We start from the raw sequence: 25,389 nt of genomic DNA, 5'->3' as shown, positions 1-25,389 counted from the left end.
GGGACCGCTCGGTGGCGATCGTCGGGATCGGCGTCGACGTCTGCGAGATCTCCCGTTTCGAGGAGATGCTGCTGCGTACGCCCGGGCTGGTGGCACGCCTCTTCTCCCCGGAGGAGGCGCACCACCGGCCGGCCTCGCTGGCCGGCCGGTTCGCCGCCAAGGAGGCGTTCGCCAAGGCCCTGGGCTCGCCGGGCGGCCTGGTCTGGCGCGACTGCGAGGTGCGCAAGACCCCGGAGGGGCAGCCGTACTTCGTCACCACCGGCACCATCGCCGACCTGCAGACCCGGCTGGGCATCGTCCGGATCCACCTGTCGATGTCCCACGACGGGGGCATCGCGACGGCCTTCGTCGTCTGCGAGGATGACAGGTAGCGGGCTGCACCGGCCGAAGCTCGGAGGAGCCTGCACCCGGTAGGAGGTCATCGTGTTGCTCGTCCACTCCGTCGAGTCGATCCGTGCCGCCGAGCAGGAGGCGTTCGCCCGCACCGAGGACGGCGAGCTGATGCAGCGCGCCTCGGATGCCCTGGCGACCAGCCTGCTGTGCGACCTGGGGCACACCGACGGCACGAAGGTGCTCATCCTCGCCGGCCCCGGTGACAACGGCGGTGACGCCCTGTGGGCGGGCATGCGGCTGGCCGGGCGGGGCGTACGGGTCTGGGTGCACGCGGTGCTGCCCGACCGGGTGCACCGGGCCGGCTGGGCCGCCTGCCTCGAGAACGGCGCGACCCCGGTCGACCACGCCTCGGCACTGGCCCTGATGGACCGGGTCGACCGGATCGTCGACGGTGTGTTCGGCATCGGCGGCCACCCCGGCCTACCGGACGACGTGCTGCACCTGGCGGAGGCCGCCGAGCGGTCCGGCACCCCGGTGACCAGCGTCGACCTGCCGTCCGGTCTGGCCGCCGACGGCGCGCCGGCCCACCCGTCCTTCCGCGCCGAGCGGACGGTGACCTTCGGCAGTGCCAAGGCCTGCCAGGTGATGCAGCCGGCCGCCGAACGCTGTGGCGAGCTCGAGGTGGTCGACATCGGGCTGCACTGGGCCGCGCTCGGCGATGCCGGGGTGCCGATGCTGCGGCGGTGGGACGCGGTCGACGTGGCCGCCGCTTGGCCGGTCCCGACGGTCCGCTCCGACAAGTACTCCCGCGGCGTGCTCGGCGTGGACGCCGGCTCGGCCACCTACCCGGGTGCCGGGGTGCTGGTGGCGTACGGTGCTGCGTACGCCGGCACCGGGATGATCCGCGCGCTCGGGGCCACGGAAGTGGCCCGGGCGACCCTGGCGGCGATCCCTTCGGTGGTCACCGCACCGGGGCGGGTCCAGGCCTGGGTGGTCGGTTCCGGCTGGGGCGACCGCCCCGACGGGACCGCGCGGCTGGCCGACGTCCTGGCCGATCACGTGCCGGTGCTGATCGACGCCGACGGCCTGCGGCACGTGCCCGAGGTGACCCTGGCGCCGGAGCACCTGCTCACGCCGCACGCCGGCGAACTCGCCCGCCTGCTCGGCGTCACCCGGGCCGAGGTGGAGGCCGACCCGCTGGGCCACGTGCACCGGGCCGCCGACCGGTGGGGGGCGACGGTGCTGCTGAAGGGCGCCACCCAGTACGTCGCGACGCCGGGGGAGCGTACGGTCGAGGTGGCGGTCCCCGGGCCCGGGTGGACCGCCCAGGCGGGCTCCGGTGACACGTTGTCCGGGGTCTGCGGCGCGCTGCTCGCCGCGGGCCTGCCGGCGGCGCGGGCCGCGGTCTGCGGAGCCTCGTTGCAGGCGCTCACCGCTGCCGCCGAGCCGCCGCTGCCGCCGCATGCGCTGGCCGAGCGGTTCGGGGTGACGCTGCAGCGTCTGCTGACCGATCGCTGACACCGTCGGGCGGAGTGTCTTCGAAGGTCTGCTGACCGACCGCTGACGCTCGGACCGCGGAAGCCGGGGCAGAATGACCGACATGACTTCCGCCGGGCCCACCATCGACCCCCAGACCGCCAGCGCCCTGATCGACCTCGATGCCCTGCGGGCCAACCTCGCCGCCGTCGGTGCGGTCGTCGCGCCGGCCGAGGTGATGATGGTGGTCAAAGCGGACGCGTACGGTCACGGGATGCTGCCCTGTGCCGCCGCGGCCCGGCAGGCCGGGGCGACCTGGCTGGGGGTGGCCGTCCCGTCGGAGGCCCTCGCGCTGCGCGCCGCCGGCGACACCGGGCGGGTGTTCTGCTGGCTGTACGGCTCGGACGAGGACCCGACGCCGTTGGTCGCCGCGGACGTCGACGTGTCGGTGCAGAGCCCCGAACAGGTCGCGACGGTGGAGCGCGCGGCGGGTGCCGCGGGTCGTACGGCCCGGATCCACCTGAAGATCGACACCGGCCTGTCCCGCAACGGCTGCCGCCCCGAGCAGTGGGGCGAGCTCGTTGCCGCGGCCCGCGCGGCGGAGGAGCGCGGGGAGGTCGAGGTCGTCGCGGTGTGGTCGCACTTCGCCTGCGCCGACGAGGTGGGACACCCGGGCAACGCCGCCCAGCTGGAGGTCTTCGACCGGGCGGTCGAGGACGCCCGGGCCGGCGGGCTGCAGATCCCGATCCGGCACATCGCCGCGTCCGCCGCGGCGCTGAGCATCCCGGGAAGCCGCTACGAACTGGTCCGGCTCGGCATCGCCGGCTACGGACTCGATCCGGCGGACGGCACCCTCGCTGCCGATGCGGGCGTGGCGCTGACCCCGGTGATGACGCTGCGGGCCCGGCTGGTGAACCGCAAGCACATCCCGGCCGGCACCGGCGTGTCGTACGGCTACCACTGGACCGCCCCGGAGGGCGGCGCGGAGCTCGGGCTGGTGCCGCTCGGCTACGCCGACGGCATCCCGCGCCATGGGGCGGGCCGGCTGGAGCTGGCGAGCGGAGGCCGGCGGGTGCACCAGCGGGGCAGCGTCTGCATGGACCAGATCGTCGTCGACCTCGGACCGGACGCCCCGGAGCGGATCGGTGACGAGGTGGTGCTGTTCGGTGCGCCCGGTCCCGCCGGTGTGGTGCCGACCGCCTCGGACTGGGCACGGTGGTGCGGCACCATCGGCTACGAGATCGTCACCCGGATCGGCGGGCGGGTGCCGCGGGTGCTGCGCGGCTGAGCGCTCAGGCGGTGAGCCGGTGGCGCGACCGCGACTCGGCGATCGCTTCCCGGTAGTGCCCCATCAGGTCGTCGCACAGCCGGCCCCAGGTGCGGTCCAGCACCGACAGCCGTGCCTCGGTGGAGAACGCGGCGCGCTTGCGGTCGTCGCCGAGCAGGTCACGGACGTGGCGGCGCATCGAGGCGAGGTCGCCGGGTGCGTAGAGCCAGCCGGTGCGCGAGGAGTTCACCAGATCGATCGGGCCGCCCTTGGCCGGCGCGATCACCGGCAGGCCGGAGGCCATCGCTTCCTGGATCGACTGGCCGAAGGTCTCCAGCTCCCCGGGGTGGACGAAGAGGTCCATGCTCGCCATCACCCGCGGCAGGTCCTCGCCGGTGAGCTGGCCGGTGAAATGGGCGGTCGGCAGGAAGGACTCCAGGCTGTCGCGCAGCGGGCCGTTGCCGACGACGACCAGCTTGGTGTCCGGCAGATCGGCCAGTGCCGCCAGGTCGCCGATCTGCTTCTCCGGCGCCAGCCGGCCGACGCAGCCGATGATCCGCTCGCCGTCGGGCGCGACCCGGCGGCGCCAGGTCTCGTCCCGCTTGGCCGGATCGAACCGTACGGAGTCCACCCCGCGCCCCCACAGCCCGACCCGCGGGATGTGGTGCTGCAACAGCTGCGTACGTGACGCCGTGGAGGGGGCCAGCGTCATCGTGGCCTGGGAATGGATCTGTCGGACCCGCCACCAGAGCAGGGTCTCGGCCCCGGCGAACCCGTAGCGGGCGGCGTACGAGGGGACGTCGGTCTGGTAGATCGCGACCACCGGGATGCCGAGCCAGTTCGCGGCCAGCGCCGCCCGGTGGCCGAGGGCGATGGGGGCGGCGAGGTGCAGCACATCAGGGTGGAAGTCCTCGAGCAGGCGCTCCAGCCGCAGCTGGGTGGTGCCCGAGACACGGACGTCGTGGTAGCCGGGCAGTCCGACCGCAGCCACCGGGATGACGGGGAAGCCCGCGTACTCCGACGGCTCGCGGCCCCCGCTCGCCGGGGCGATGACCATGGCCTGGTGACCCTCGTCGCGGAGGTACTCCAGCACCCGCATCACGGAGTGAGTCACTCCGTTGATGGCGGGGAGGAACGATTCCGTGAAGATCGCGACCCGCACGTGTTGCCCTTTCCTAGACCTCCGACCAGTCTGCGATCACCAGATGGACGGACGGTGACGTACGTCGACGTGTCGCCCAACGTCGGGTGACGACCTGGCGAACGGCGTGTACTCCTCCGTCAGTGTAAGAGCCGTCACAGGCGGGGTGTCGCGGGGGTGTTCCGCAGGGCGGTCGGCGTACGGGGCGGAGGTGGGGATGTGCCTTGCCGGCGCCTGTCAGTCGAACCCCGATGGTTCCCGGGAACCCCGATGCTCGCCAGGATCCCCGATGCTCACCAGGATCCCCGATGCTCACCAGGATCCCCGATGCTCACCAGGAACCCCGACGCTCCACGGCCGAATAGGGTCGGGGTGGATGGCTGACGTCGGGGAAGCCGGGAATGGTCGGGGTTCTCGCGAATGGTCAGAGCCGGCCCCCCGCCGGGCCGCCCCATGTGCCGGTTCGCGCCGTATCCGTGTCCGTCCCCACCTCGCTTGCCCGGTCAACGGCAGCGCCCGCAGGATCGGCCATACGGCGGCCATCGCTGCCGTGCGCAGCGGCCACGGCGGTAGTGCCACACCGATTCGTGACGATGCTGGTGTGCGATGTAGCATGAACCATCCGGCGGTGCAGCGCCGTCCGGAACGCAGACGCCCAATGTCGGGCGCATGGGCACGTCTTCCGCTCCCGCACCAGCAGGATAGTCCGCTGGAAGCGGGCGACCGTCGATCATGATGACGCGCCTATCAGGCCAGGACCCAAGGTCCAGAAACGAGTCATCACCGTGCCCTACAACGCGCGCCCTTCCATGTCCTCCGGCGGTTCTTCCAGCCGCAAACCCAAGAGCCACAAGGCCGACGGCACCCCCAAGAAGCGGTGGACCGCCGACGAGCGGGCCGCCCGTGGCCACGGGCCGCGTCACCGTGGTGGCCAGCGCGACGATTCGCCGCGCCGCGACTACGGCGATGCCCCGCGTCGTGACTTCGGCGATGCCCCGCGCCGCGACCGCGGCGACCGCTGGGAGGACCGCCGCGACGACCGGCGGGAGCGTTCTGAGCGCCCCGAGCGTTCCGACCGTCGCGGATCGTACGACCGGGACGCCCGTCCGCAGTCGCGTGGTGACGACCGTGACCGCTCGTACGACCGTGGCTATGACCGCGACCGCGGCAACGACCGGGGCCCCCGACGCGATCGCGGCGACCGTGGTCCCGCGGCCTACAACGGTGACGGCCGCTCGTACGGCGAGGATCGTCGTCGTGCCGCGGCCGAGCGTCGCGACCGCAGCGGCTCCGCGCAGTCCCGCGAGGGCGGATCGTACGAGCGCCGTCAGGACGACCGCGGTCGTGACCGCGGCGGCAAATCGTACGGTCGTGACGACCGACGCGCCCGGGGCGGCAGTTCCTTCCGGGAGAACCGGCCGCGCACCTCGGCCTGGGGCCGGGACGTCGAGGTCGACGGCGAGCGCTGGGGCGACGACGCCTCTCCGCGCCGGGGCCGATCCGAGCGTCGCTTCGAGGACCGTCGTGACGACCGTCGCGGCGGCCAGGGACACGACCGCTATGGCGACGACCGCCGCACCGACGGTCACCGCGACGACCGACGTTCCGAGCGTTACCGTGACGACCACCGCCGTGACGACCGCTTCCGCGACGATCGCTTCCGTGACGATCGTCGCCACGCCCACCACGACCACGACCACGACCACGAGGATGCCGCCGCGCCGCTGGACACCATGGAGTGGCACGAGGCCGAGGACGTCGAGGTCGACACCTCGGCGGTGACCGGCGCCAACGGCTTCGCCCAGCTCGGCGTCCCCGCCGCGCTCGTCGCGGTGCTCGCCGGCAAGGGCATCACCGATCCCTTCCCGATCCAGAAGGCGTCCATCCCCGACGCGATGGCCGGCCGGGACGTCCTCGGCCGTGGCCGCACCGGCTCGGGAAAGACGCTCGGCTTCACTCTGCCGCTGCTCACCCGGCTCCAGGAGACCGTCGAGCCGGACGGCACCGCTCGCCGGCCCCAGGCGGTCATCCTCGAGCCGACCCGCGAACTCGCGATGCAGGTGGCCGATGTGCTTTCCCCGCTGGCCCGGGCAGTGGGCATGCGCTCCCTGCTGGTCGCCGGCGGCATGTCGTACGAGCCGCAGCGCCGCGCCCTCTCCCGCGGGGTCGACGTCATCGTCGCCACCCCCGGCCGGCTGATCGACCTGATCGAGCAGGGGGCCGCGGACCTGTCCGAGATCCGGGTCTCCGTGCTCGACGAGGCCGACGAGATGGCCGACATGGGCTTCCTGCCCGAAGTCACCCGGATCCTCGACGAGACCCCGACCGACGGACAGCGGCTGCTGTTCTCGGCCACCCTGGACAAGGGTGTCGACGGACTGGTCAAGCGCTACATGCACGACCCCACCGTCCACGAGGTCGACTCCGCCCAGGCGACCGTCACGACGATGGAGCACCACCTCGTCCTGGTGAAGCCCGAGCACAAGGCGACCGTCACCGCCGAGCTCGCCAACCGCACCGGCCGCACGATCGTCTTCGCCCGCACCCAGAAGGGGGCCGACCGGATCGCCGGCCAGCTGCGCGAGGCCGGCGTGATGGCCGGCGCGCTGCACGGCGGGCTCACCCAGGGCGCCCGCGCCCGAGTGATGGGCGCCTTCAAGGAGGGCACCGTGCCGGTCCTGGTGGCCACCGACGTGGCCGCCCGTGGCATCCACGTCGACGACGTCGGCCTGGTCCTCCAGGTCGATCCGCCGGCCGACCCCCGCGACTACACCCACCGGGCCGGCCGGACTGCCCGCGCCGGCACCGACGGTGTCGTGGTCACCCTGATCCTGCCGCACCAGCGCCGCTCCATGACGCGGCTGGCCCAGCAGGCCGGTGTCCAGGTCAAGGCGCAGGAGGCCGCCCCCGACGAGGAGTGGCTCTACCGCGCCACCGGCGCCCGCAAGCCCTCCGCCGAGCCGATCGAGGACGCGGCGTACGAGGAGCTGATCGCGCCCAAGCAGCCGCAACGCCGGGGTGGCCGCCGCTACGGTGGCGGACGCCGGTCGTACGGTGACCGTGGGCGGCGACGGGACTGAGTGCCCGGAGTGCCCGGAGCGCACGGGGCGCACGGGGCGCACGGTCGCGACGAGCCGCCAGGGAGCCTTCCCTGGCGGCTGTCGTCGCCGCGACTAGCATGGTTGGTCGGTCGCCCGGCACGCCGTCGGGCGGCGCGGCGATCGACCGGCATCGTGCCCGGCGTCACGACGCCCGGAGCACCGAGAGGAGTCACCCATGAGTGCTGAGCCCCAGCTCGACCTCGCCCTTGCCGCGGAGTCGGACGCCCCTGCACTGGTCGACGTCATCCATGCGGCGTTCGGCGCCCGCCGGGCCGCGGGCCCGCCACCGGCAGGCCTGTCGGAGACGGAATCGTCCGTCGCCAAGGCGCTGCGCGACGGGTTCGGGATCATCGCGAGGGTCGATGGCCGGCCGGCCGGAGCGGTGCTGGTGGGTCTCGAGGTGGACGCCTCGACCGAGCAGCCCGCCGCGGTGGCGCAATGGCACCGGGTCAGCGTCCACCCGGACTTCCAGCACCACGGCATCGCCACGGCGATGATCGAACTGGCCGAGGAGCTGTCCTCGCTGCGCGGATGCACCTACGCCGAGCTCGGCGTACGGGTCGAGTTCCCCGAACTGTTGGCCTGGTGGCGTCGGCTCGGCTATGACGTGCTGTCCCGCGGCGACCATCTGCTCCGGGTCGGGCGGGAGCTCCCGGTGGCCTTCGAGGTGCCGACCGCCGAGGACATGGCCCGGCTGGGACACTGGGTGGCCCGGGTCGTACGGCCCGGCGACCTGATCATCGCCAAGGGCGAGCTGGGCGCCGGCAAGACCACCTTCGCCCAGGGACTCGGCGCCGGACTCGGCGTCGAGGGCCCGATCGTCTCACCGACCTTCGTCCTCTCCCGGGTGCACCGCAGCACGGCGAGCGGGCCGGCCCTCGTCCACGTCGACGCCTATCGGCTGGGCGATGCCGCCGAACTGGACGACATCGACCTCGACGAGACCGCCGGCGACGCCGTCACCCTGGTCGAGTGGGGCGAAGGGCTCGCCGAGCAGCTCAGCGATGACCGCCTGCTGCTGTCCATCGAGCGGTCCGACGATCCGGCCGACGAGACCCGTTTCGTGTTCTTCCGCGGCGAGGGCGAGCGCTGGGAGCAGCTGCACCGCCAGATCCAAGCCGTCGCTCCCACCGGAGGCCTGATCCATGACTGACCCGACGCCGACCGGCACCCCGCTGGTCCTGGCGATCGACACCTCGACCGACATGTGTGTCGGCGTCGCGTCCGGCGACACCGTGCTCGCCACCCGGCGCGACCCCGACCGGCGCGCCCACGTCGAGCACCTCACCGCCTGGATCCGCGAGGCGCTGGCGGAGGCCGGTGCCTCGCTCGCGGACGTGACCGACATCGTGGTGGGCCTGGGGCCCGGCCCGTTCACCGGACTGCGGGTCGGCATCGCGACCGCCGAGACCCTCGCCTGGGCCGGGAGCCTGTCCGTGCACGGGGTGTGCAGCCTCGACGTCGTGGCGTACGAACACGCCCGTGAGGCGCCGACCGGTGACTTCCTGGTCGCCTCGGACGCCCGCCGCAAGGAGCTCTACTGGGCCCGTTACGCCGCCGACGGCACCCGGACCGGGGAACCGCAGGTGAGCGCCCCGGCCGCCCTGCCCGAACTGCCCGTCATCGGGCCCGGCGCCGACCTCTATCCGGCGGTGCACCACGGTCGGCCCGATGCGGGCCCCCGCGCCATCGATCCCCGCCTGCTCGCCGCGGTCGGGCTGCGCCTGCCGTCAGCCGGCGACCAGCCGCTCTATCTGCGCCGCCCCGACGCCGTCGCCCCGACCACCCGCAAGTCCGCCCTGGTCAGCCACAAGCGCCTGACGATCGGGCGGGCATGATCCTGCGGCGGGCGAGGGCGACCGACCTGCCGGGCGTCCTGGCGTTGGAGCGGTCCGGCTTCCCGCCGCGGGAGCAGTGGAGCGAGACCTCCTGGCGCGGTGAGCTGGAGGGCGGCGACCGGATCGTCCTGGTCGCGGTCGAGCCGGGGGCATCCGACGACCCGGCCCTGCCCACCGCGGACCGGCTGCTCGGCGTGATCACCTTCCTCGTCGGCCCCGACACCGCGGACCTGATGCGGGTCGTCGTGGCGCCGTCCGCCCGGGGCCGCCGGGTCGGCCGTGGCCTGGTGCAGGCCGGCCTGCACCACCTGCGCACCCGCGGCATCGGCCAGGTGCTGCTCGAGGTCCGCCACGACAACGCGCCGGCCCTCGCGCTCTACCGGGGCTGCGGCTTCACCACCCTGCACACCCGGCCCGCCTACTACGGTCCCGGCGCCGACGCGCTCGTGATGAGCGCCCGCGTCGAGACCACGCTGCCACCGCTCGAGGGACCCGCCGGTCCCGCTCTGGAGGGAAAGAACGCATGACCGGACCACTCGTCCTCGGCATCGAGTCGTCCTGCGACGAGACCGGTGTCGGCATCGTCCGCGGCACCGAACTGCTCGCCAACGAGGTGGCCAGCTCCGTCGAGCAACACGTACGTTTCGGCGGCGTGGTCCCCGAGGTCGCCTCCCGGGCACACCTGCAAGCGATCGTCCCGGCGCTCGACCGGGCCTTCGCCGCGGCCGGGGTGGCGCCGGCGGACCTCGACGGGATCGCCGTCACCGCCGGGCCCGGCCTGATGGGTGCGCTGACCGTCGGGATCGCGGCCGCCAAGGCCCTCTCGCTGGCCTGGGACAAACCGCTCTACGGGGTGAACCACCTGGTCGGCCACGTCGCCGTCGACCTGCTCGAACACGGCCCGCTCGACCCGAGCAGCCCGACGATGGCGCTGCTCGTCTCCGGCGGCCACACCTCACTGTTGCGGGTCGGCAGCCTGGTCGACGACCTGGCCGAGGTCGGCACCACCATCGACGACGCCGCCGGCGAGGCGTACGACAAGGTGGCCCGGGTGCTCGGCCTGCCCTACCCGGGTGGCCCGGTGATCGACAAGGCTGCCCAGCAGGGCGATCCGCGGGCGATCCGCTTCCCGCGCGGTCTGACCGCCAAGCACGACCTGGAGAAGCACCGCTTCGACTTCTCCTTCTCCGGTCTCAAGACGGCCGTCTCCCGGTGGGTCGAGACCGAGCAACTCGCCGGGCGCGAGATTCCGGTCAACGACGTGGCCGCCTCCTTCCAGGAGGCCGTCGCTGACGTGATCACCGCCAAGGCCGTCGACGCCTGCCAGCACTTCGGCGCCGAGACACTGCTGCTCGGCGGCGGTGTCGCGGCGAACTCCCGGCTGCGCGGACTGCTGGAGGAACGTACGGCCGCCGTCGGCATCACCCTGCGCCGCCCCCGTCCGGGCCTGTGCACCGACAACGGCGCGATGATCGCCGTGCTCGGCGCCCAACTGGTCGCGGCCGGCGCCCTGCCCTCACCGATCCTGCTCGGCGCCGACTCCGGGATGCCGGTCGACCGGACGTACGTGGCGCCCGCGGCCTGAGCGGGGTCAGAACAGGTCGTTCTGGCGGTATCGAAGACGAGGCCGTTCTCGGCACGGTCGCTCACGAGGTCACCTGCCAGATTTCCGAGGCACGGCCGCTCACGAGGTCAGCTGCCAGATCTCCGAGGCACGGCCGGGCGGAAGCGGAGGGAGATCCTCCGCCGAAAACGCGCAGTGGAGGAACTCGAGAGCTCGGTCTTCAGAGATCAGCTCCCGCTCGTAGAGCCGGAGTACATCCCGCTGACACGGGATCGGTAGTGCTGGTGGTTCCAGGTCATAGGGGACATGATCAGAAAGTATTCGAAAGTGTGAGGTGCTGAGATCTTCATAAGAGTAGGGTTTCAACCGTAGCCCCCCTCCCGGGATGCGCCATTCCGATCCCGGAAAGGAATCATCATGTTGTCACGCCTCGCGGTCGCCTCCGCCGCTTCCTTGTCTTTGGCTGCGGGTATCAGCGCCGAGCCCAAACGCGGCTGAGGTGACCGCGGCGGTGCATGATGTGGCCTGTGCTGCCCTTGCGTTTCTCGCTGTGGCGTGCCCCGAGGGCGTCGTAATCGCCGGCGTCGCCATCTCAGCCGCCGACTTGGCGGTCATGGCTGGGATCGCCACCGTCTACTCAGCCCTTTACAACTGGATCGCAGCGAACATCTGCTAGATGTCATGAGGAGGCATCCGTGAAGTGGGCGTACTTGGTCCCTGCAGTTGCAATGCTGATCGCTGCGGGGCTCATGTTCTTCGCCGCGCGAACCAAGAAACGATCTGCACTCGTGGTGGGTGCACTGGTGGCGGTTGGTGCGGCATTGATAGACATCATTCTGGCAGTATCGAACTAGACAATGGGACCGAATTGCCTTGAGTCATTCAGCTTTTCGCTCCTGATTTGCACGAGAGCTTCTCGCTCGTGCAGATCTTCGCGATGGCGGTGTGGCTCAGGTCCGCGGCATACGCGAGGCGCTCCTGGGTGAGCCCTCGGCGTCCTCGGCCTTCGGCGATACGTTCTCCGAGGGTGACGTCACGGATTTCCATGGGCGCGATTCCAGAACACAGGGGTCCCCGGGTGCAGACCCGGGGACCCCTGTGGCGACCAGTGGAGGACTACTTGTCGTCGCGCTGCTGCAGGAACTGGTTGACCTGATCCTGCAGACGCTGCGGCAGCCGGCCGGCCAGCTGCTCGGCGCGGGCGGCGAGCTCCTCGGCGGTCTGCTGGGCGTGTTCGGACACCGCGCCCGGGTGCCCGGCGGCCGCGGCGCGGGCCTGGTAGGCGGCCTCCTGCTGGGCCAGCTGGGCGGCGGCGCGCTGCTCGGCGGCATGACGCTGGGCGGCCTCCTGCTGGCTGCGGGCATCCCCCTCGCGGCGGGCGTGCTCGGACTCGTAGCCGGTCAGCAGCGAGGTGCGGATCTCCTGCGACAGGTCCCCGAGAGCCCCCGGGTTGGACGGCAGCAACAGCACGTTCGAGCGGCCGTTCCGGGCGACGTCCTGCAGCGTGTCGAAGTACTGGGTCATCAGCAGCAGCTGCTCGGCGGTGCCCTCGATGCCCGCCTTGCGCAGCATCTCGTACTGTTCGGCGATGCCCATCGCGATCGCCTTGCGCTGGGCGGCGACGCCCTCACCCTGCAGCCGCTTGGACTCGGCCTCGGCCTGCGCCTGGGTGACCCGCTTGATCTTGTCGGCCTCGGCCAGTGACTGGGCCGCGTCGCGCTCGCGCTGGGCGGCGTTGATCGAGTTCATCGAGTCGCGCACCCGCGGGTCCGGCGAGATGTCGGTGACCAGCGTATTGACGATCCGGAAGCCGTACTCGGCCATCGACTGGGACAGCCGCTGCTCGACGGTGGTGGCGATGTCGTCCTTCGACTCGAACGCGGTGTCCAGGGTGAGCCCGGACAGTGCGGACCGTACGGTGTCGAAGACGTACGACCGGATCTGGTCCTCCGGGTCGGAGAGCTTGTAGTAGGCGTCGACGACGGCGTGCTGGTCGATGACGTACTGCACGGCGACCGGGATCGTCACGAAGACGTTGTCCTTGGTCTTGGTCTCGATGTTGACCTCGAGCTGGCGGACCCGTAACGAGATCGGCTTCGTCGTGGTCTCGATGAACGGGATCTTCGTGTTCAGCCCCGGGGAAGCGACCTTCTGGAACTTGCCGAACCGCTCGACCAGCACGTTCTCCTGGGTGTGGACGGTGAAGAAGATGCTGGTGCGCAGGCCGCCGAACAGCAGGCCGCCCACCACCAGCACCACGACGATGATGAACAGGATCTGGAACACGTGGGCCTTTCCGGTCGCGGCGATCTCACAGGGATCACACAAGGGGGGTCGGGGCCAACCGTACGCGACGACAGGGCCGGTCCGGCTGCGGGGCGTCCGGCGGGCACCCGTTGTCGGGCGTCGCCCGCGTCGCCAGGGCCGCTCTGCGCCGGTGACGGCCGGCGGTGACGCCGCCGTGACGGCGGTGTGACGCGGGCCACGTACGGTCAGGCTCATGGGGAGGACAGGCCGGCCTGACGGGCCCGCGGCCACGGCGGGGGAGCCGTCGTGAACTTCGGCGACCGCACCCTGCTGCGGTTTCTGGACCCCGCCGAGCTCGCCGCCATGCTGCCGATGGCGACCGGGCGGGCGCTGCTCGATGCCGCCTTCGTCTTCGAGGATCTGGTGGTCGGGGACGCCACCGCGGTCTCCGCTCGCCTGCTCGCGCTGGCCCCCGCCCTCGGCCGCGACGTCCCGGTCTCCGTCGCCGTCCGGCCGCTCGGCGGCGGCGCGGAATGGCAGGCGACCGGCTCCTGGCGGCCGACCGCCGCCCCGGTCGTCCACGCCGTCCTCCGGATCGACGTCACCGCGGCGACCCGCGGCGTCCACACCGAGGTGACCGAGGCCGAGGTCGAACCGCTCCGTGGTCTGGGGGACCGGGTCGCGGCCGCGGCCGACGTCGATGCAGCGATCGACGCGATCCAGACCCACGTCGGCTCGACCCCTCGCGACGCCCTGGTCGAGGTGCTGCGGCGCCGCGGCGTCACCGACCTCGATGACCTGCGGGCGATGTTCGGCCCGACCCACGACGCCGGTCGGGTGGTGCTGACGCTGGTGAGCGACGCCACCGGAGCCCCGGTCGAGACCACCTACCGGCTCACCGTGGTCGCGCAGATCGTCGAGGACCTGGCCGCCGGGCTGCTGGCCGGGGTCACCGCGGTCAGCACCGCCCGGGACGGCCTCGACACGCTCGTCGACCCGGTTCCGGCCCCGCAGGGGGCCACGCCGCGGGAGAGCCGTCCGGCGCTCCTGCTGTTCCCGCTGTCCGCCCTCGACGACGCAGACCTCCCGCTGGCCGCCGGCCAGCACCCGGCCAATGCCGCCGACCGCCGGGCCAGCCGGCTGGCCGAGCTCACCTCCCGCCTGCAACTCGGCGGGATCGTCCCGGTCGCGATCTGATCACCCGAAGGAGTCCCCCATGAGTATCCCGACCGCCGAGTACCCCTACATCCGGGTCACCATCGACACCAGCGGTCTGCAACCCACCGCGACCCGGGCCTTCGGCAACGTCGCCGTGGTCGGTTCCGCGGGCGGCTTCGGCACCGCCACCCCGAACACCCCGGTGCTGATCGGCGGCGAGGCCGAGGCCCGACGGCTCTTCGCGACCGTCGACCCGGCCACCGGGGCGATCGCCGGTGGGGGCACCGAGGCCGGCCCGCTCTACCGGTCGGTGCGCGAGCTGCTGTTGCAACGGCCCGGACCGTCCCGGATCTATGCGGTCGCCACCCATGACGAGGGCGGGGACCCCGACTGGGCGGCGGCGCTCGCCTCGGTCGCGACCGCCCCGGTCCAGTTCGTCTGTCTGGCCCGGGTCACCGATCCGGCGACCCTCGCGCTGCTGCGCGGCCACATCGAGGATGCCAGCGACGCCGGGGCCAAGCGGATGGGCGTCGCGATGGTCGACCCGGACCTCACCGTGCCCGCCGGCAAGACCTTCGCACAGGCCGCCGACGCCGCGTACGGAGGACTCAAGAACAGCGACGGCCGGATGATTCTCGCCGCTGCCCGGGTCGCCACCGACGGCGGCATCCCGGTCCAGGACGTCGCGGCCGCCACGATGGGCACCATCGCCGGCTATCAGCCGCACCTCAGCGTGTTGCTCAAGCAGGTCAACGGGCTGGTGATCCCGCTGGCCCGTCAGTTCACCGGCACCGAGGTCACCCAGTTGGCCGAGGTCGCCATGCTGCCGCTGCTCGATCCGGAGTTCATCCCCGGCGACGGACTGTTCCTCGGCTCCGGCCGCAGCTACAACCCGGCCGATCCGTCCCGGCTCTACGTCGACGTCGTCCGGGTGCTCGACGACATCGAGTACCGGCTCAAGGCGGGGCTGATCGGCGCGATCGGCAATGTCCGGATCGACCGGCTCGGCATGGAGGGCCTGCGCAGCCGGTTCGACGCGATCCTCGAGCCGCTCCGGTCCGGGCGGGTGATCGACGGCTACACCGTCGACATCCCGGTGCTGCCGATCCTGGAGACCGAGGAGGCCAACCGGTCGCCCGGCGCGGCCGCCACCCTCACCCAGACCCGTACCAGTCGCGCGGTCGAGGTGCTGGTCACGGTGACGTACGCCGGCTCGGTGCACTTCCTCGACGTCCGGCTCGCGCTGGTCGCCTGATCCCTCCCGACAACGCCGTCGGCGAGCCCGCAGGACTCGACCCGGCCTCCCGTACGAAAGGCACCCGTCATGGCCACCTGGACCAACTCCCGGCTCGCCGTCGTCGTGGACGGCGACACCAGCCACCCGCTGACCCCGATCGACTCGTTCTCACCGACGTTCTCGCTCAACACCGAGGTCGTCCACTCGATCGAGGCGACCCACATCGGCTGGATCGCCAACCCCGACAGCTTCACCTTCTCCCTGACGGTGAAGGCGATCGGCGGTGCCGCGGCGAGGCTGACCCAGCTCGCCCTGGAGGGCACCGAGTTCTCCATCGGCCTCTACAAGCAGGCGGGCAGCGCCGACGAGTGGGACTTCTCCAATCTTGTCCTGACCAAGTGCCTGATCACCTCCGCCAGCCCGTCCAACGCCACCGTCAGCGGCGCCCCGATCGCGACCTTCTCCGGGATCAGCCGGCACGCCGGGATCAACAACGACACCATCTCCCGGCCCACCTTCACGGCCTGAGGTGCGGTGACATGGACGGCGATCGGTGGGGACGCGGCGCGGACGACCCGGCGCGACCGGACGACCTCGGACAGCCGGCGGGCGGCTACGTCGAACGCAGCGGCTTCGCGTTCCTCCGCCGCGGCGAGTCCATCACGGTGTCCGGGGAGGGGGCCGCCACGGTCCGCAACGGACCCGGCCCGGCCGCCGACGGGATCGTCCTGGAGATCCCGGTGACCGTCGAGATCGGCCCCACGGTCGAGGAGATCACCGAGGCCGCAGCCGAACTGGCCCTCCGCCGGCTCCGGGAGGCCCTCGCGGCCCGGACCACCGGCTGACCCGGGCGACGGACCGACGGCTGAAGCGAGCGGGAAGGAGACAGGGCGATGGCGAACCGGACGACAGGTCGGCCGAGTGGTCGGCACGGCACCCGGCTGCGCGTCCCGGTCACCGTGCGGGTGAGCCCCGACGCTGCCGGCGACCTGCCGGTGGGGGAGGTCCGGAGCCGGGTGGCCGACGCCGTCGCCGCCGCCTGCGCACGCTTCCCCCTTGCCGCGCTCGAGCTGTGCCCCGACGACGTGACGGGGGTCGCCGTCGAGGTCCGCCCGGCCACCGGCGCCGGGCCGGAGACGTCGCTGCCGTTGCAGGAGGCGGCCGCGGCCGGCGCCAGGGACGGTGCGGCCCGAGCCGGATTCCGCTCCGTGGCCGGCCGACCCGGCCAGGTCCGGGTCACTGAACCGACGACGGAGATGCTCGATCCGCTCCGGATCCGGCACCGCCTCGACGGCACGACGTACGTGATCCCGTCCTTCGACGGCGGCACGGTCGAGGTGCCGCTGCGGGAGACCGACGCGGACCGTACGAAGCCCTGGCTGCCGGCGATGAACGTGGCGGTCACCGTCGAGCAGGCGGTGGGGATCGCCTGGCGGTGGCACCTCCACCGGCACGGCGGCCGGTCGGCCCTGGACCGCGAGTTGCCGGGCTACTACGGCTTCATCCGGACGACCAGCGGCGCCTTCCTGCGCTACCTGTTCCTCAGCCGGGTCGAAGCGGTCGGCCCGAGCGGGGACCCGCTGCCGGGTCGCTACCGGTATCAGATGACCCTGGACACCGGCAGTTTCAACGTCTTCGCCCTGCCGGGGCGTGGGCCGGGCTTCTCCTTCCCGACGTCGGGGAGCTCGGTCGGGGAGTGGTTCTGGCCGGGCGGCGACGTCCTGCCGATCGTCTTCGCGATGCAGCCGCAACCACCGGCCAAGCCCGGGAAGGAGAGATTCCCCTACGGTTACACCGCGCTGCCCGGCGAGGCCGGCACGCCGGACCCGAGCGAGCTGGATCCGAGCCAGCCGGCGCCGCCGCCCGACGAGGAGCCCTCCGCACTGGACATCGCCGAGCCGCCGCGCTCGGCGACCGGCACCCAGCGATCCTTCCCGGGATCGGAGACCGCACCGGCCGTCGAGTTGCCGTGTGTCCCGTTCCTGGCCGAGCCCGATGTCGCCGCCCTGGTCGACACCCGCAATCTGACCGGGCGGATCCGGTCGCTCGCCGCCGCCCTGGCGATCCCTGAATGCGGCTTCGCCGGCGCCTTCGCGCTGCACTGCGCGGTGGCCGTCGCCGGTCGGGCCCGCGGCCTCGCGGCGGCGAGCATCGTCTCGGCGGTGCTGTCCGACGTGACCGTACGTCCCGACGCCACCGGCAACAACGGCTTTGTCGAGGTGAAGCCCAATCCCACTCCCGAGCTGATGTGGTTGCGTCGGCTCGCCGGCATCGCCCGCGAGGTGGGCGACTTCGCCGACGCCGTCGTGGCCAGCTACCTCGACCCGGCGAACGCCCGGCTGGTCCGGATCGACCCCGGCGACCCGCCGAACGCCGCGGGCTGGGCCGTACGCTTCCTCAACGAGATCCAGGACGCGATGCGGTACGGCTACGAACATGTCTTCGCCGAGACCTGCCGGGCGGTCATGCTCCAGCAGCTGCGAAGCTCCGCCTCCGGCATCGCCGCACGCCAGCAGAAGCACAACTTCGACGTCCTCGTCGAGGACTTCGGCACCAAGCTCGAGATCCTCGGCGACGTGGTGCTGTGGCCGTCCGTGCTGCTCGCCGCGATCCAGCACGCCGGCAAGGTCTACCTGCGCTCCGGGAGCGTCCGCGAGGTGCTCGCGGCCCAGGAGGTCATCGTCGTCGACGAGGGACCGCCGGTGTACCTGCCGGCACCGATCGACTCCACACCGCAGCGGATCCTCGCGATCGTCGGTGATGACCGGATCGAGCGCCGCGACGGCCGTACGGTGGCCGTCCACAACGGGCGGGACTGGACCCCCGATCAGCTCCGCGAGACGATCAACCAGCGACGCAGCCTGCTCAACCAGAGCGATCCACTCTTCTTCCAGATCCCCGACCTGCAGCAGCTCGTGCTGGGCATGGAACGCGACCAGGCCTTCCTGCAGCACTACCTGCGGGACCTGCTGGCCGAGATGTCGGCGGCGAACGCCCGGATGACCCAGAAGGCCTCCGACCTGGACGACGGGGCCTACTTCGCGCTCGAGGCCTCCCAGTACGTCAAGCGGGAGGGCGGCAAGGACTGGCGCGGTCTGCGCTACACCCTGCAGGGCATCCACCAGCTGGCCGACGAGCACCTCGCCCCCGAGGTCCGCGGCGACCGGTTGTACGCCGCCGGGGTGAACCAGGCCCTCGACCACAAGGCGGACGAGGACGCGATCATCGCCATCGCCTCGTCCTTCGGCATCATCGTCCTCGGCCTGTTCTGCGCACCACTGGGCGCGGTCGCCGCGGCGGCGATCACCGGCGCCGCGAGCATCGCCTTCGCCGTCCACGACGTGCTCGAGGCGCAGCGCCAGACCGACCTCTACCGGGCGCTCGAGGACCCCGAACTCTTCCAGCACTGGCAGGACGTGCAACTCGCCCAGCTGATGGCCACCATCTCGGTCGCCTTCTCCGTCTTCGACGCGTTCGCCATCGGCAAGGCCGCCCACGCCCTCACCTCCAGCGCCCTGGGGGCCCTGCGGATCGCCGAGAAACAGGGCGCCCGGACGGTGGTCCGGCTCGCCTCGGAAGCCGTCCGCGAGCAGGTGATCAAGGGCCTCACCGAGGAGGCGCTCCAGCGGGCCGTCCGGCAGGCCGTGCACGAGGCGACCGTCGTCGTCGTGATGAACGAGGTGCTGCCGAAGGTGATCACCCCGCTGCTGGTGCCGTGGATCCGCCAGCAGGCACAGGAGCACGGGACCGCCGCCGAGGTCGACGCCGCCCTCGGACCGCTGGCCTCCGCCGCCGTCACAGGAGGCCCGCGATGACCATCTCGGCCGACGCCCTCCGTCCCGGGCTGCAGGCCTTCGCCCGCGAGCAGGCCCCGGTGATGACCCGGTTGCGGCGCGCCCTGGAGATCCTCTACCGGGACCGGGCCGGTGGCCGCACGATCGACGAGATCGCCGAGATCGTGCTGCTCTCCGTCGCCCGGGCCCACGAACAGCGGACCCAGGCCGCGCTCGACCGGATCAACCACTCGATCGGCCGGATCCTCGCCGACGTGGAGACCAGCCGCGGCGTGGGCGCCGGCCCCGCCGTGCTGCGCGATCGGGCCCTGCGCGAGTCCGACCTCAAGGCGATCGCCAACGCCGTGGAAGACCTGATGACCTTCGAGGACGAGGTGAAGCGGCGGATCGCGGCCCACGACGAGTCGCTGGGCCGGGCGGTCGACGAGGCACTGGTGCCACCGGGCCGGGCACCGGTCGGCTCGTTGACCAAGGCACTCGGCCGGGGAGAGGAGATCGTCCAGCTCTCCGAGGCGGTGCTCGAGGCCTGGCGGTCGGGGCACACGCTTCCCGAACGATCGGTGGCGTACGCCGTGCCGAACCCGGCCGAGCCGCAGCTGGTCGCCGCGATGCGCCGCCTCGAGGACGCCGTGACCGCCTTCCGCCGGGACCCGCGGGCCGATGCCCAGGCCGCCGCGGCTGCGGCGAACGCTCTGCAGCGTGAGTACGCCGCGGCGAACGAAGCACTCCGCCGGGCCGCCGGCGACTTCGATGCCCTGATCACCGGGGACGTGTTGCCCGGCCGGCCGCTCCCGCCCGGAGCCCCGCCACGCGTCGGGCCGTCGGCCGCGGTCGCCGCCCGGGCGGACGCCGTCCGGGCCCGGCTCGCGGCGGCCCCCACCCTCGTCCGCGATCTCCCGCGTCCCCAGCTGCTCGACGAACTGCGGCTCAGCGATCTTGACGTGCTCGCCGAGGGGGCGCTGCGGGAGCCGGTCGCCCGGGCAGGGCTGGAGCGGGTGCTGCTCTCCCCAGGTCAGATCCGCGCCCTGCGCACCGCCCCACCCGGTCTGGCCGTCCGACTCGCCCGTCTGGTCGAGGGCTGGCAGCGCGCCCACCTGATCGGGCCCGGCTTCGGGTCGGAGCTCATCGAGGGGATCATGCTGGCCCCGGAGGGGGTCAACCAACTCGTCCAGAACAAGGGCTTCGAGCAGATCCTGCGGGCCGCCCACGGAGCCGGGGCCGACGTACCGCTGATCGTCCGGGCCAAGGGCCGACGGCTGGCGGTCCCGCTGCGGGACGGGACCACCGAGATCGTCGACATCCTCGACTCCGTCCAGTACCGGGTGCCGCGCGAGGGGCGTCCGCCGGTGGTGTTCGACATCACCGTCCACCCGGACGGCACCTGGTCGGCCGATCACCACGGCACCCTCGACGGTCTGTGGGATCCCACCGTGCCGCTGGCAGGTGCCCGATGAGCGACCGTTCGTACATCGAGGAGTTCCGGCACCTGCCCTCCGCGGTGCTCGTCGACCTCCCCCTGGCCGTCCCGCTGTTCGCGGTGAGCCGGATGTCGCTGAGCGAGTCGTACGCCCTGCCGCCGGTCGGGCCCGCCGCCTTCCGGGTGTCCACCAGCGCCTCGACGGACGTCGTCTCGCTGACCGCCCTCCTGGTCGGGCCGCAGCGTCTGCTCTGGAAGAAGGACCTGGAGCTCGTCGCGGCCTCCAGCCGCACCGGCGGGTCGCTCGGCGCCTGGACCGGTGGTGCGGTCGCCGGGGTGACGCTGGTGAGCACCCTGGTGACCCGGACCAACATGCAGGTGACGGAGCTGTCGTTCACCGCGGCCGCGCAGCGGCTGGACTGCCTCGAGGTGAGCATCACGCTGCGTCACGTCCCACAGCCCGGACCGGTCGACGCGCTGGTCGACCTCGGCGCCACCGCAGCCCTGTCGATCGTGGAGTTCGCGACATGACACTGCCGACGGGGTGGATCGCGGTGCCCCTGGACCCCGACGGCGGGCTGCCGCAGGCCGCGACGCTGCCGGCCCCCGACCATGACCTGAGGGTGGTGCTCGTCGCCACCGCCCCCGACCTGGCCGCAGCGCTGTCCGCCCCGCCGGACCGGGTGGTCTGGTCCTCGCGCGACGCCCTCGACCGCCGGTCGGCGGTCCGGCCGGCCACCGGACCGGACATCATCGCGCCGGGCCTCGACGTACGGGACGTACGGACGGTCGCCGCGGACACGGCGCTGGCCGCCCTCACCGCGGCGCCGGGGGAGACGTTGTCCCCGGCCGAGGTGCGGGTGGTGCTCCTGGTCCTCGCCGGCCGGATCGTACTGGCGGCCCACCCGGCCCGGCCCGGTCGGGCGCTGCCGGTCAGCGACGCGCCCGGTGGTGGGCGGCTGCGCGGCCACCTGTGGGTCGACGAGGTGACCGTCGCGGCGGGAAGCCTCGTCGCGGCCGGACGGACCGAGGCCAGGATCGGCGTCGGCTGGCGACCCCTCGGGGCCGGCCTCGGCGCGGTGGCCGGCCGTCCCGCCCCGATGAGCCCGGAGGACTGCTATGGCCGTCTCGTCTAGCGTCGGGTTCGACGCCGGGTGGCGCCTCGAGTTCCGTCCCGATGACCCGCAGGCCGCGACGTCCGCGCCCGCGGTGGCGGTGGACCGGGCGGGCTACGACGCCGACCTCGAGGTCAGCTTCGCCGGCATCTGGGCGGCGCCGACCTTCAGCGCCACCGTCGACGGCCTGCGCCAGGCCGACGTCGACACCATCCTCAAGGGCCGGTGCAGCCGGGTGACGATCGCCCTGGGCTGGCGCGACCGGCCCGGGTCCCTGCTCGCCGCGGGGGCGAACCTGCTCGCCGCGACGGGTCTCGGCGGCGCCCGGACGTCCGGTCTGGTGACCGTGCTCACCGGCCGGATCACCGAGCTGACCCGGACCGCCGGGGAGGTCCGCTACCGGACCCGGTTCAGTGGCGTCGACGCCACCTGGGCCCGCCTGCAGCGGACCCAGGTGGGCGCCCCGACGCTCCCGGTCAAGGGGACGGTCTTCCAGTGGGTCGACGCGATCTGCCAGGGCCTCACTCCGCCGATCAGAGTCTTCCCCGAGGGCCACCAACCGGTCCTGGAGGGCCGCACCGAGGTGCGCGCCGCCGACCGCGTCGGCGACGTCCTGCAGGCGTTGGCCCGCGCGGCCTACGGCGCACCGCACGGCCGGGTGCCACTGTTCCTCCGCGACGGGGAGCTCCACCTCGGCGCCTGGACACCGTCCGTCACCGGGGGACACTCGTGGTCCCTCGACGCCGCCGCCGGGCTGGTGGAGGCCACCCCGGCTCCGTACGAGTACGACGACCCGGCCAAGGACGACCCGTTCGCCACCTCGACCGCCGACGCCTGGGACGTGTCGCTGCTCGGCCGCCCGGACCTGCGGGTCGGGGACGTGGTGACGATCCGGCTGCCCCGGACGGTGACGAAACAGCCCTCCGGAGGCGTCCCGGCGCTCGGCGCCCTCGGTGCCGTCGGCAGCCTCGCCGCACCCGTCGTCGACCTCGTCCGCGGGGCCGCCACCGTGCCGCCCCGGGACTTCCGGGTGGTCGCACTGAGCCACACCCTCGCTCGTACGACCGGCTTCACCACGAAGCTGCGGGTCGAGGGCGTCGACGGCGGACCGGCCGCACCGGCCCCGCTCGGCGAGGCCCAACGGGTCGCCGAGACCATCGACGCCCGGATCGGGACGATGGCCAGGTCCCGCCGCGCCGTGGACGCCGGCGTGGTGACCGCCCAGGCGGTGAAACCCGGCGGCGAACGACACGCGCAGCGCCTCGACCTCGACGACGGACTGGCCGAAGCCGCACCACCCAACCTGGCCGTCCGCGGCGCCCTGGACACCCCGGCGACACACCTGGCCGACAAGCCCTACCTCACCCCGTTCGCGTACGGCGGCACCGGGCTGGTCGTCCCGCACTATCCCGGCACCCGGGTGCTGCAGCTCAACCACGACGGGGACTCCCGCAACGCCGTCGTCGCCGGCTGCGTGTGGCCCGAGGGCAGCGAGCCGGAGAGCCGGCAGGGGGACTGGTGGCTCACCCTGCCGACGAAGGTGATGCCCGCAGACGCCGGCACCGGCGTGACCCCGGCGCCGACCGGACCGGTCGCCAGCGACCTGGTCAACGCCGCCGGCGGCCGGGTGATCAATGTGCTCGGTCTGGAGATCACCGTCGGGGAGTCGTTGATGCCGGCCGTCGGCAAGCGCCCCGACGATCCGCCCGCCGGGGTGGTCACCGTCCGCACCGCCGCCGGCAACGCGTCGATCTCGATCGACAGCACCGGCACCATCACCATCGCCACCGACAAGGAGATCCGGCTCAGCGGGAGCAAGGTCGTGATGTCCGTCGCCCAGGGCGTCGAGATCGAGAAGAGGACATCATGACCGTGGATCCGTCGACCGCCGGTCCGCCCGACCCGGTGGCGGCCCGTGCCCTGCTCGGCCGCGGCCTCGCGCTCGGCCGGCCGGCGGTGGGGGAGCCGGCCCTCGATCTGGTGTGGGGGGAGGGCCCGGTGCTGCTCGAAGGGACGGACAATCTCGCCCAGGATCTCGCCGTGGCGCTGCTGACGCCGCTGGGCAGCGATCCGTTCAACACCGGCTTCGGGTTCGACGGACTGCGGGTCCTGTCGCTGGCCCTGGGGCCGCTGCTGCGCGAACAACTGCTGCGGGTCGCGGTGATCCGCACCCTGCTCGCGGACAACCGGGTGGCCGACGTCGTCGACGTCACTCTCGGGCCGCTCGACGCGGCACGACGGCAGGAGGTCCGGGCGACCGTACGGACCGCGGCGGGCGAACTGCCGATGACTCTGGGAGAGGTGGATCAAGGATGACCGACACCCCGGCCGACCTCGACGCGCTGGCGCGGAGCACGTCCAGCGGCCTCGAGCACGGCGTCACCGGCGCGGGATTCGTCCCCAAGCCGGTCGCTCGCATCCTCGACGAGAAGATCGCGCTGGCCCGCGCGCTGTTCGGCACCGACATCGACCTGACCTCCGGCAGCGTGCTGCGGACCCTGCTCGAACTGGCCAGCGTCGAGGACGCCCGGCTGTGGACCGATCTCGGCCTGATGTACGACGACAGCTTCGTCGCCACCGCCCGTGGCGAGGCGCTGTCCCGGCTTGGTGCCGAGCTCGGCCTGCCCCGACCCTTCCACCGGGCCACCGGCACCGTACGGCTGCGGCTCACCGGTGACCTGCCGGCCGACGTCCCCCAGCTCACCCTCCCGTTGGGTGCCCGACTGCGGTCGCACGGCGGCGCGATCGTCTTCCTCCGCGAGGACGTACGCCTCGACGCCGCCCACACCACGGCGGACGCCGGGGTGACCGCGTTCGACCCCGGCCCGGCCGGGAACCTGGACCCGGTCGCCGTGGTGGACGGCGCGACCCCCGGGCTGGTGGACGCGTTCGACCCGGCGGATGCCCGGGTCGCCGCCGCGGCCGGCCTCGCCGCGGCGGGCACGGTGGTGATCGCCCACACCGCGCCGCTGGCCGGCGGTGACCTCACCTGGTCCGACGAGGACTACCGCGACCTGCTGCTGGCCTACCCGCGCAACCTCTGGACGCCGGACGCCCTGCGCGTCGCGGTGTCCCTGGTGCCCGGGGTCCGCCAGGTCGTCGTCAAGGACCTCTACGGCGGACTCGACGTCAACCAGTCGATCTACGGCAACTTCTCCTTCGCCGAGCGGCTCTTCAGCGAACAGCGCAGCCTCGGCAATCCGTACTTCGTCACCGTGCTGGTCGCCCCCGAGGAGGCCGCCGTCTGGGACGGGCCCGGCCAGCTCGCGGACCGGGTGCGGGCGGCGGTCGACGAGGTGCGGCCGATCGGGATCGCACCGTCGATCGAGCAGGCGCTGCAGGTGGGGGTCGGCTTCCGGGTCCGGATCAGCCTCGACGGGCCGCCGTCCGACGGTGGCGGCCGGGCCGGGCTGGTCGGCCGGATCGTCGACCGGGTCCGCCGCTACGTCGGGCGGCTGCGGATCGGCGAGCCGGTCCGCTACAGCGAGATCATCTGGGCCGCGATGAACGAACCCGGCGTCACCGACGCCCGCGACCTGCACCTGCTTCGCTACCCGCCACGGCTGACCGAGGACGTCCTCGGCGACGGCGTCCCGTACGGGGTTCAGCAGCTGGCGGTCGGTGAGGACGTCGTCGTCGGCCCGGCCGAGGTCGCCGTGCTGGTCGCGTCGTTGTCCGACATCGAGGTGAACTGACATGCC

Annotated in this window: 23 protein-coding genes; 20 read left to right on the top strand and 3 right to left on the bottom strand. The window is 72.8% G+C overall.

The annotated features are described in order from the left end of the window. The first annotated feature begins 11 nt into the window (after window positions 1-11). The 3 genes from R0146_RS01225 (at window position 12) to alr (ending at window position 3,097) form a co-directional block, all read left to right on the top strand. On the top strand, window positions 12-371 hold the full coding sequence (locus R0146_RS01225) for a holo-ACP synthase (RefSeq protein WP_317691054.1): 360 nt from the start codon (window positions 12-14) through the stop codon (window positions 369-371). Window positions 372-423: 52 nt separating this feature from the next. Further along, the gene (locus R0146_RS01220) at window positions 424-1,851 is read left to right on the top strand and encodes a bifunctional ADP-dependent NAD(P)H-hydrate dehydratase/NAD(P)H-hydrate epimerase (protein ID WP_317691053.1); all 1,428 of its coding nucleotides are present in this window, start codon (window positions 424-426) and stop codon (window positions 1,849-1,851) included. 82 nt (window positions 1,852-1,933) lie between these two features. Then, window positions 1,934-3,097, top strand: coding sequence for an alanine racemase (alr, locus tag R0146_RS01215; RefSeq protein WP_317691052.1), 1,164 nt, complete (start codon window positions 1,934-1,936; stop codon window positions 3,095-3,097). A 4-nt stretch (window positions 3,098-3,101) separates the two neighbouring features. On the opposite strand, the gene R0146_RS01210 is transcribed toward alr, so the two are convergent. Then, window positions 3,102-4,238, bottom strand: coding sequence for a glycosyltransferase family 4 protein (locus R0146_RS01210; RefSeq protein ID WP_317691051.1), 1,137 nt, complete (start codon window positions 4,236-4,238; stop codon window positions 3,102-3,104). Window positions 4,239-5,026: 788 nt separating this feature from the next. On the opposite strand from R0146_RS01210, the gene R0146_RS01205 reads away from it, so the two are divergent. The 6 genes from R0146_RS01205 (at window position 5,027) to R0146_RS01180 (ending at window position 11,574) form a co-directional block, all read left to right on the top strand. Further along, entirely contained in the window at window positions 5,027-7,297 is a 2,271-nt protein-coding gene (locus R0146_RS01205; protein WP_317691050.1) for a DEAD/DEAH box helicase, read from the top strand. 196 nt (window positions 7,298-7,493) lie between these two features. Then, on the top strand, window positions 7,494-8,471 hold the full coding sequence (gene tsaE, locus R0146_RS01200; RefSeq protein ID WP_317691049.1) for a tRNA (adenosine(37)-N6)-threonylcarbamoyltransferase complex ATPase subunit type 1 TsaE: 978 nt from the start codon (window positions 7,494-7,496) through the stop codon (window positions 8,469-8,471). After that, window positions 8,464-9,156, top strand: a complete 693-nt coding sequence (tsaB, locus tag R0146_RS01195; protein ID WP_317691048.1) for a tRNA (adenosine(37)-N6)-threonylcarbamoyltransferase complex dimerization subunit type 1 TsaB — start codon at window positions 8,464-8,466, stop codon at window positions 9,154-9,156. Before tsaE ends, tsaB begins: the two co-directional genes overlap by 8 nt. Beyond that, window positions 9,153-9,683 (top strand): GNAT family N-acetyltransferase, encoded by a 531-nt coding sequence (locus R0146_RS01190; RefSeq protein ID WP_317691047.1) that lies wholly within the window; start codon window positions 9,153-9,155, stop codon window positions 9,681-9,683. Before tsaB ends, R0146_RS01190 begins: the two co-directional genes overlap by 4 nt. After that, entirely contained in the window at window positions 9,680-10,741 is a 1,062-nt protein-coding gene (gene tsaD / locus R0146_RS01185; RefSeq protein WP_317691046.1) for a tRNA (adenosine(37)-N6)-threonylcarbamoyltransferase complex transferase subunit TsaD, read from the top strand. The genes R0146_RS01190 and tsaD overlap by 4 nt, the downstream gene beginning before the upstream one ends. 674 nt (window positions 10,742-11,415) lie before the next feature. Next, on the top strand, window positions 11,416-11,574 hold the full coding sequence (locus tag R0146_RS01180; RefSeq protein WP_317691045.1) for a hypothetical protein: 159 nt from the start codon (window positions 11,416-11,418) through the stop codon (window positions 11,572-11,574). Between the two features lie 28 nt (window positions 11,575-11,602). On the opposite strand, the gene R0146_RS01175 is transcribed toward R0146_RS01180, so the two are convergent. Further along, a complete protein-coding gene (locus R0146_RS01175; protein WP_317691044.1) occupies window positions 11,603-11,767 on the bottom strand; it encodes a helix-turn-helix domain-containing protein in 165 nt (54 codons plus the stop codon). 69 nt (window positions 11,768-11,836) lie between these two features. Continuing rightward, window positions 11,837-13,006, bottom strand: a complete 1,170-nt coding sequence (locus tag R0146_RS01170) for an SPFH domain-containing protein (protein ID WP_317691043.1) — start codon at window positions 13,004-13,006, stop codon at window positions 11,837-11,839. 267 nt (window positions 13,007-13,273) lie between these two features. Between R0146_RS01170 and R0146_RS01165 the strand changes: the two genes are divergently transcribed. The 11 genes from R0146_RS01165 to R0146_RS01115 all read left to right on the top strand — a co-directional run bounded on the left by R0146_RS01165 (window position 13,274) and on the right by R0146_RS01115 (window position 25,383). Continuing rightward, a complete protein-coding gene (locus tag R0146_RS01165) occupies window positions 13,274-14,164 on the top strand; it encodes a hypothetical protein (RefSeq protein WP_317691042.1) in 891 nt (296 codons plus the stop codon). A 19-nt stretch (window positions 14,165-14,183) separates the two neighbouring features. Continuing rightward, window positions 14,184-15,380, top strand: coding sequence for a hypothetical protein (locus R0146_RS01160; RefSeq protein ID WP_317691041.1), 1,197 nt, complete (start codon window positions 14,184-14,186; stop codon window positions 15,378-15,380). A 69-nt stretch (window positions 15,381-15,449) separates the two neighbouring features. Continuing rightward, on the top strand, window positions 15,450-15,890 hold the full coding sequence (locus R0146_RS01155) for a hypothetical protein (protein WP_317691040.1): 441 nt from the start codon (window positions 15,450-15,452) through the stop codon (window positions 15,888-15,890). Between the two features lie 11 nt (window positions 15,891-15,901). Further along, window positions 15,902-16,207 carry a hypothetical protein gene (locus R0146_RS01150; protein WP_317691039.1) on the top strand — a complete coding sequence of 102 codons (306 nt, stop codon included), beginning with the start codon at window positions 15,902-15,904 and terminating at the stop codon, window positions 16,205-16,207. Between the two features lie 48 nt (window positions 16,208-16,255). Beyond that, entirely contained in the window at window positions 16,256-19,177 is a 2,922-nt protein-coding gene (locus R0146_RS01145; protein ID WP_317691038.1) for a hypothetical protein, read from the top strand. Continuing rightward, on the top strand, window positions 19,174-20,610 hold the full coding sequence (locus R0146_RS01140; RefSeq protein ID WP_317691037.1) for a polymorphic toxin type 4 domain-containing protein: 1,437 nt from the start codon (window positions 19,174-19,176) through the stop codon (window positions 20,608-20,610). The genes R0146_RS01145 and R0146_RS01140 overlap by 4 nt, the downstream gene beginning before the upstream one ends. Further along, entirely contained in the window at window positions 20,607-21,104 is a 498-nt protein-coding gene (locus tag R0146_RS01135; protein ID WP_317691036.1) for a hypothetical protein, read from the top strand. The genes R0146_RS01140 and R0146_RS01135 overlap by 4 nt, the downstream gene beginning before the upstream one ends. Beyond that, window positions 21,101-21,709 carry a hypothetical protein gene (locus tag R0146_RS01130; RefSeq protein WP_317691035.1) on the top strand — a complete coding sequence of 203 codons (609 nt, stop codon included), beginning with the start codon at window positions 21,101-21,103 and terminating at the stop codon, window positions 21,707-21,709. The genes R0146_RS01135 and R0146_RS01130 overlap by 4 nt, the downstream gene beginning before the upstream one ends. After that, window positions 21,693-23,558 (top strand): hypothetical protein, encoded by a 1,866-nt coding sequence (locus tag R0146_RS01125; protein WP_317691034.1) that lies wholly within the window; start codon window positions 21,693-21,695, stop codon window positions 23,556-23,558. Before R0146_RS01130 ends, R0146_RS01125 begins: the two co-directional genes overlap by 17 nt. After that, on the top strand, window positions 23,555-24,004 hold the full coding sequence (locus R0146_RS01120) for a hypothetical protein (protein ID WP_317691033.1): 450 nt from the start codon (window positions 23,555-23,557) through the stop codon (window positions 24,002-24,004). Before R0146_RS01125 ends, R0146_RS01120 begins: the two co-directional genes overlap by 4 nt. Continuing rightward, on the top strand, window positions 24,001-25,383 hold the full coding sequence (locus R0146_RS01115; protein ID WP_317691032.1) for a hypothetical protein: 1,383 nt from the start codon (window positions 24,001-24,003) through the stop codon (window positions 25,381-25,383). The genes R0146_RS01120 and R0146_RS01115 overlap by 4 nt, the downstream gene beginning before the upstream one ends. Window positions 25,384-25,389: the final 6 nt, after the last annotated feature.

The sequence above is a fragment of the Raineyella sp. LH-20 genome (assembly GCF_033110965.1).
Taxonomy (GTDB): Bacteria; Actinomycetota; Actinomycetes; order Propionibacteriales; family Propionibacteriaceae; genus Raineyella.
Note: the sequence above shows the minus strand (reverse complement) of the source record. Positions and strands in the feature narration are given on the sequence as shown.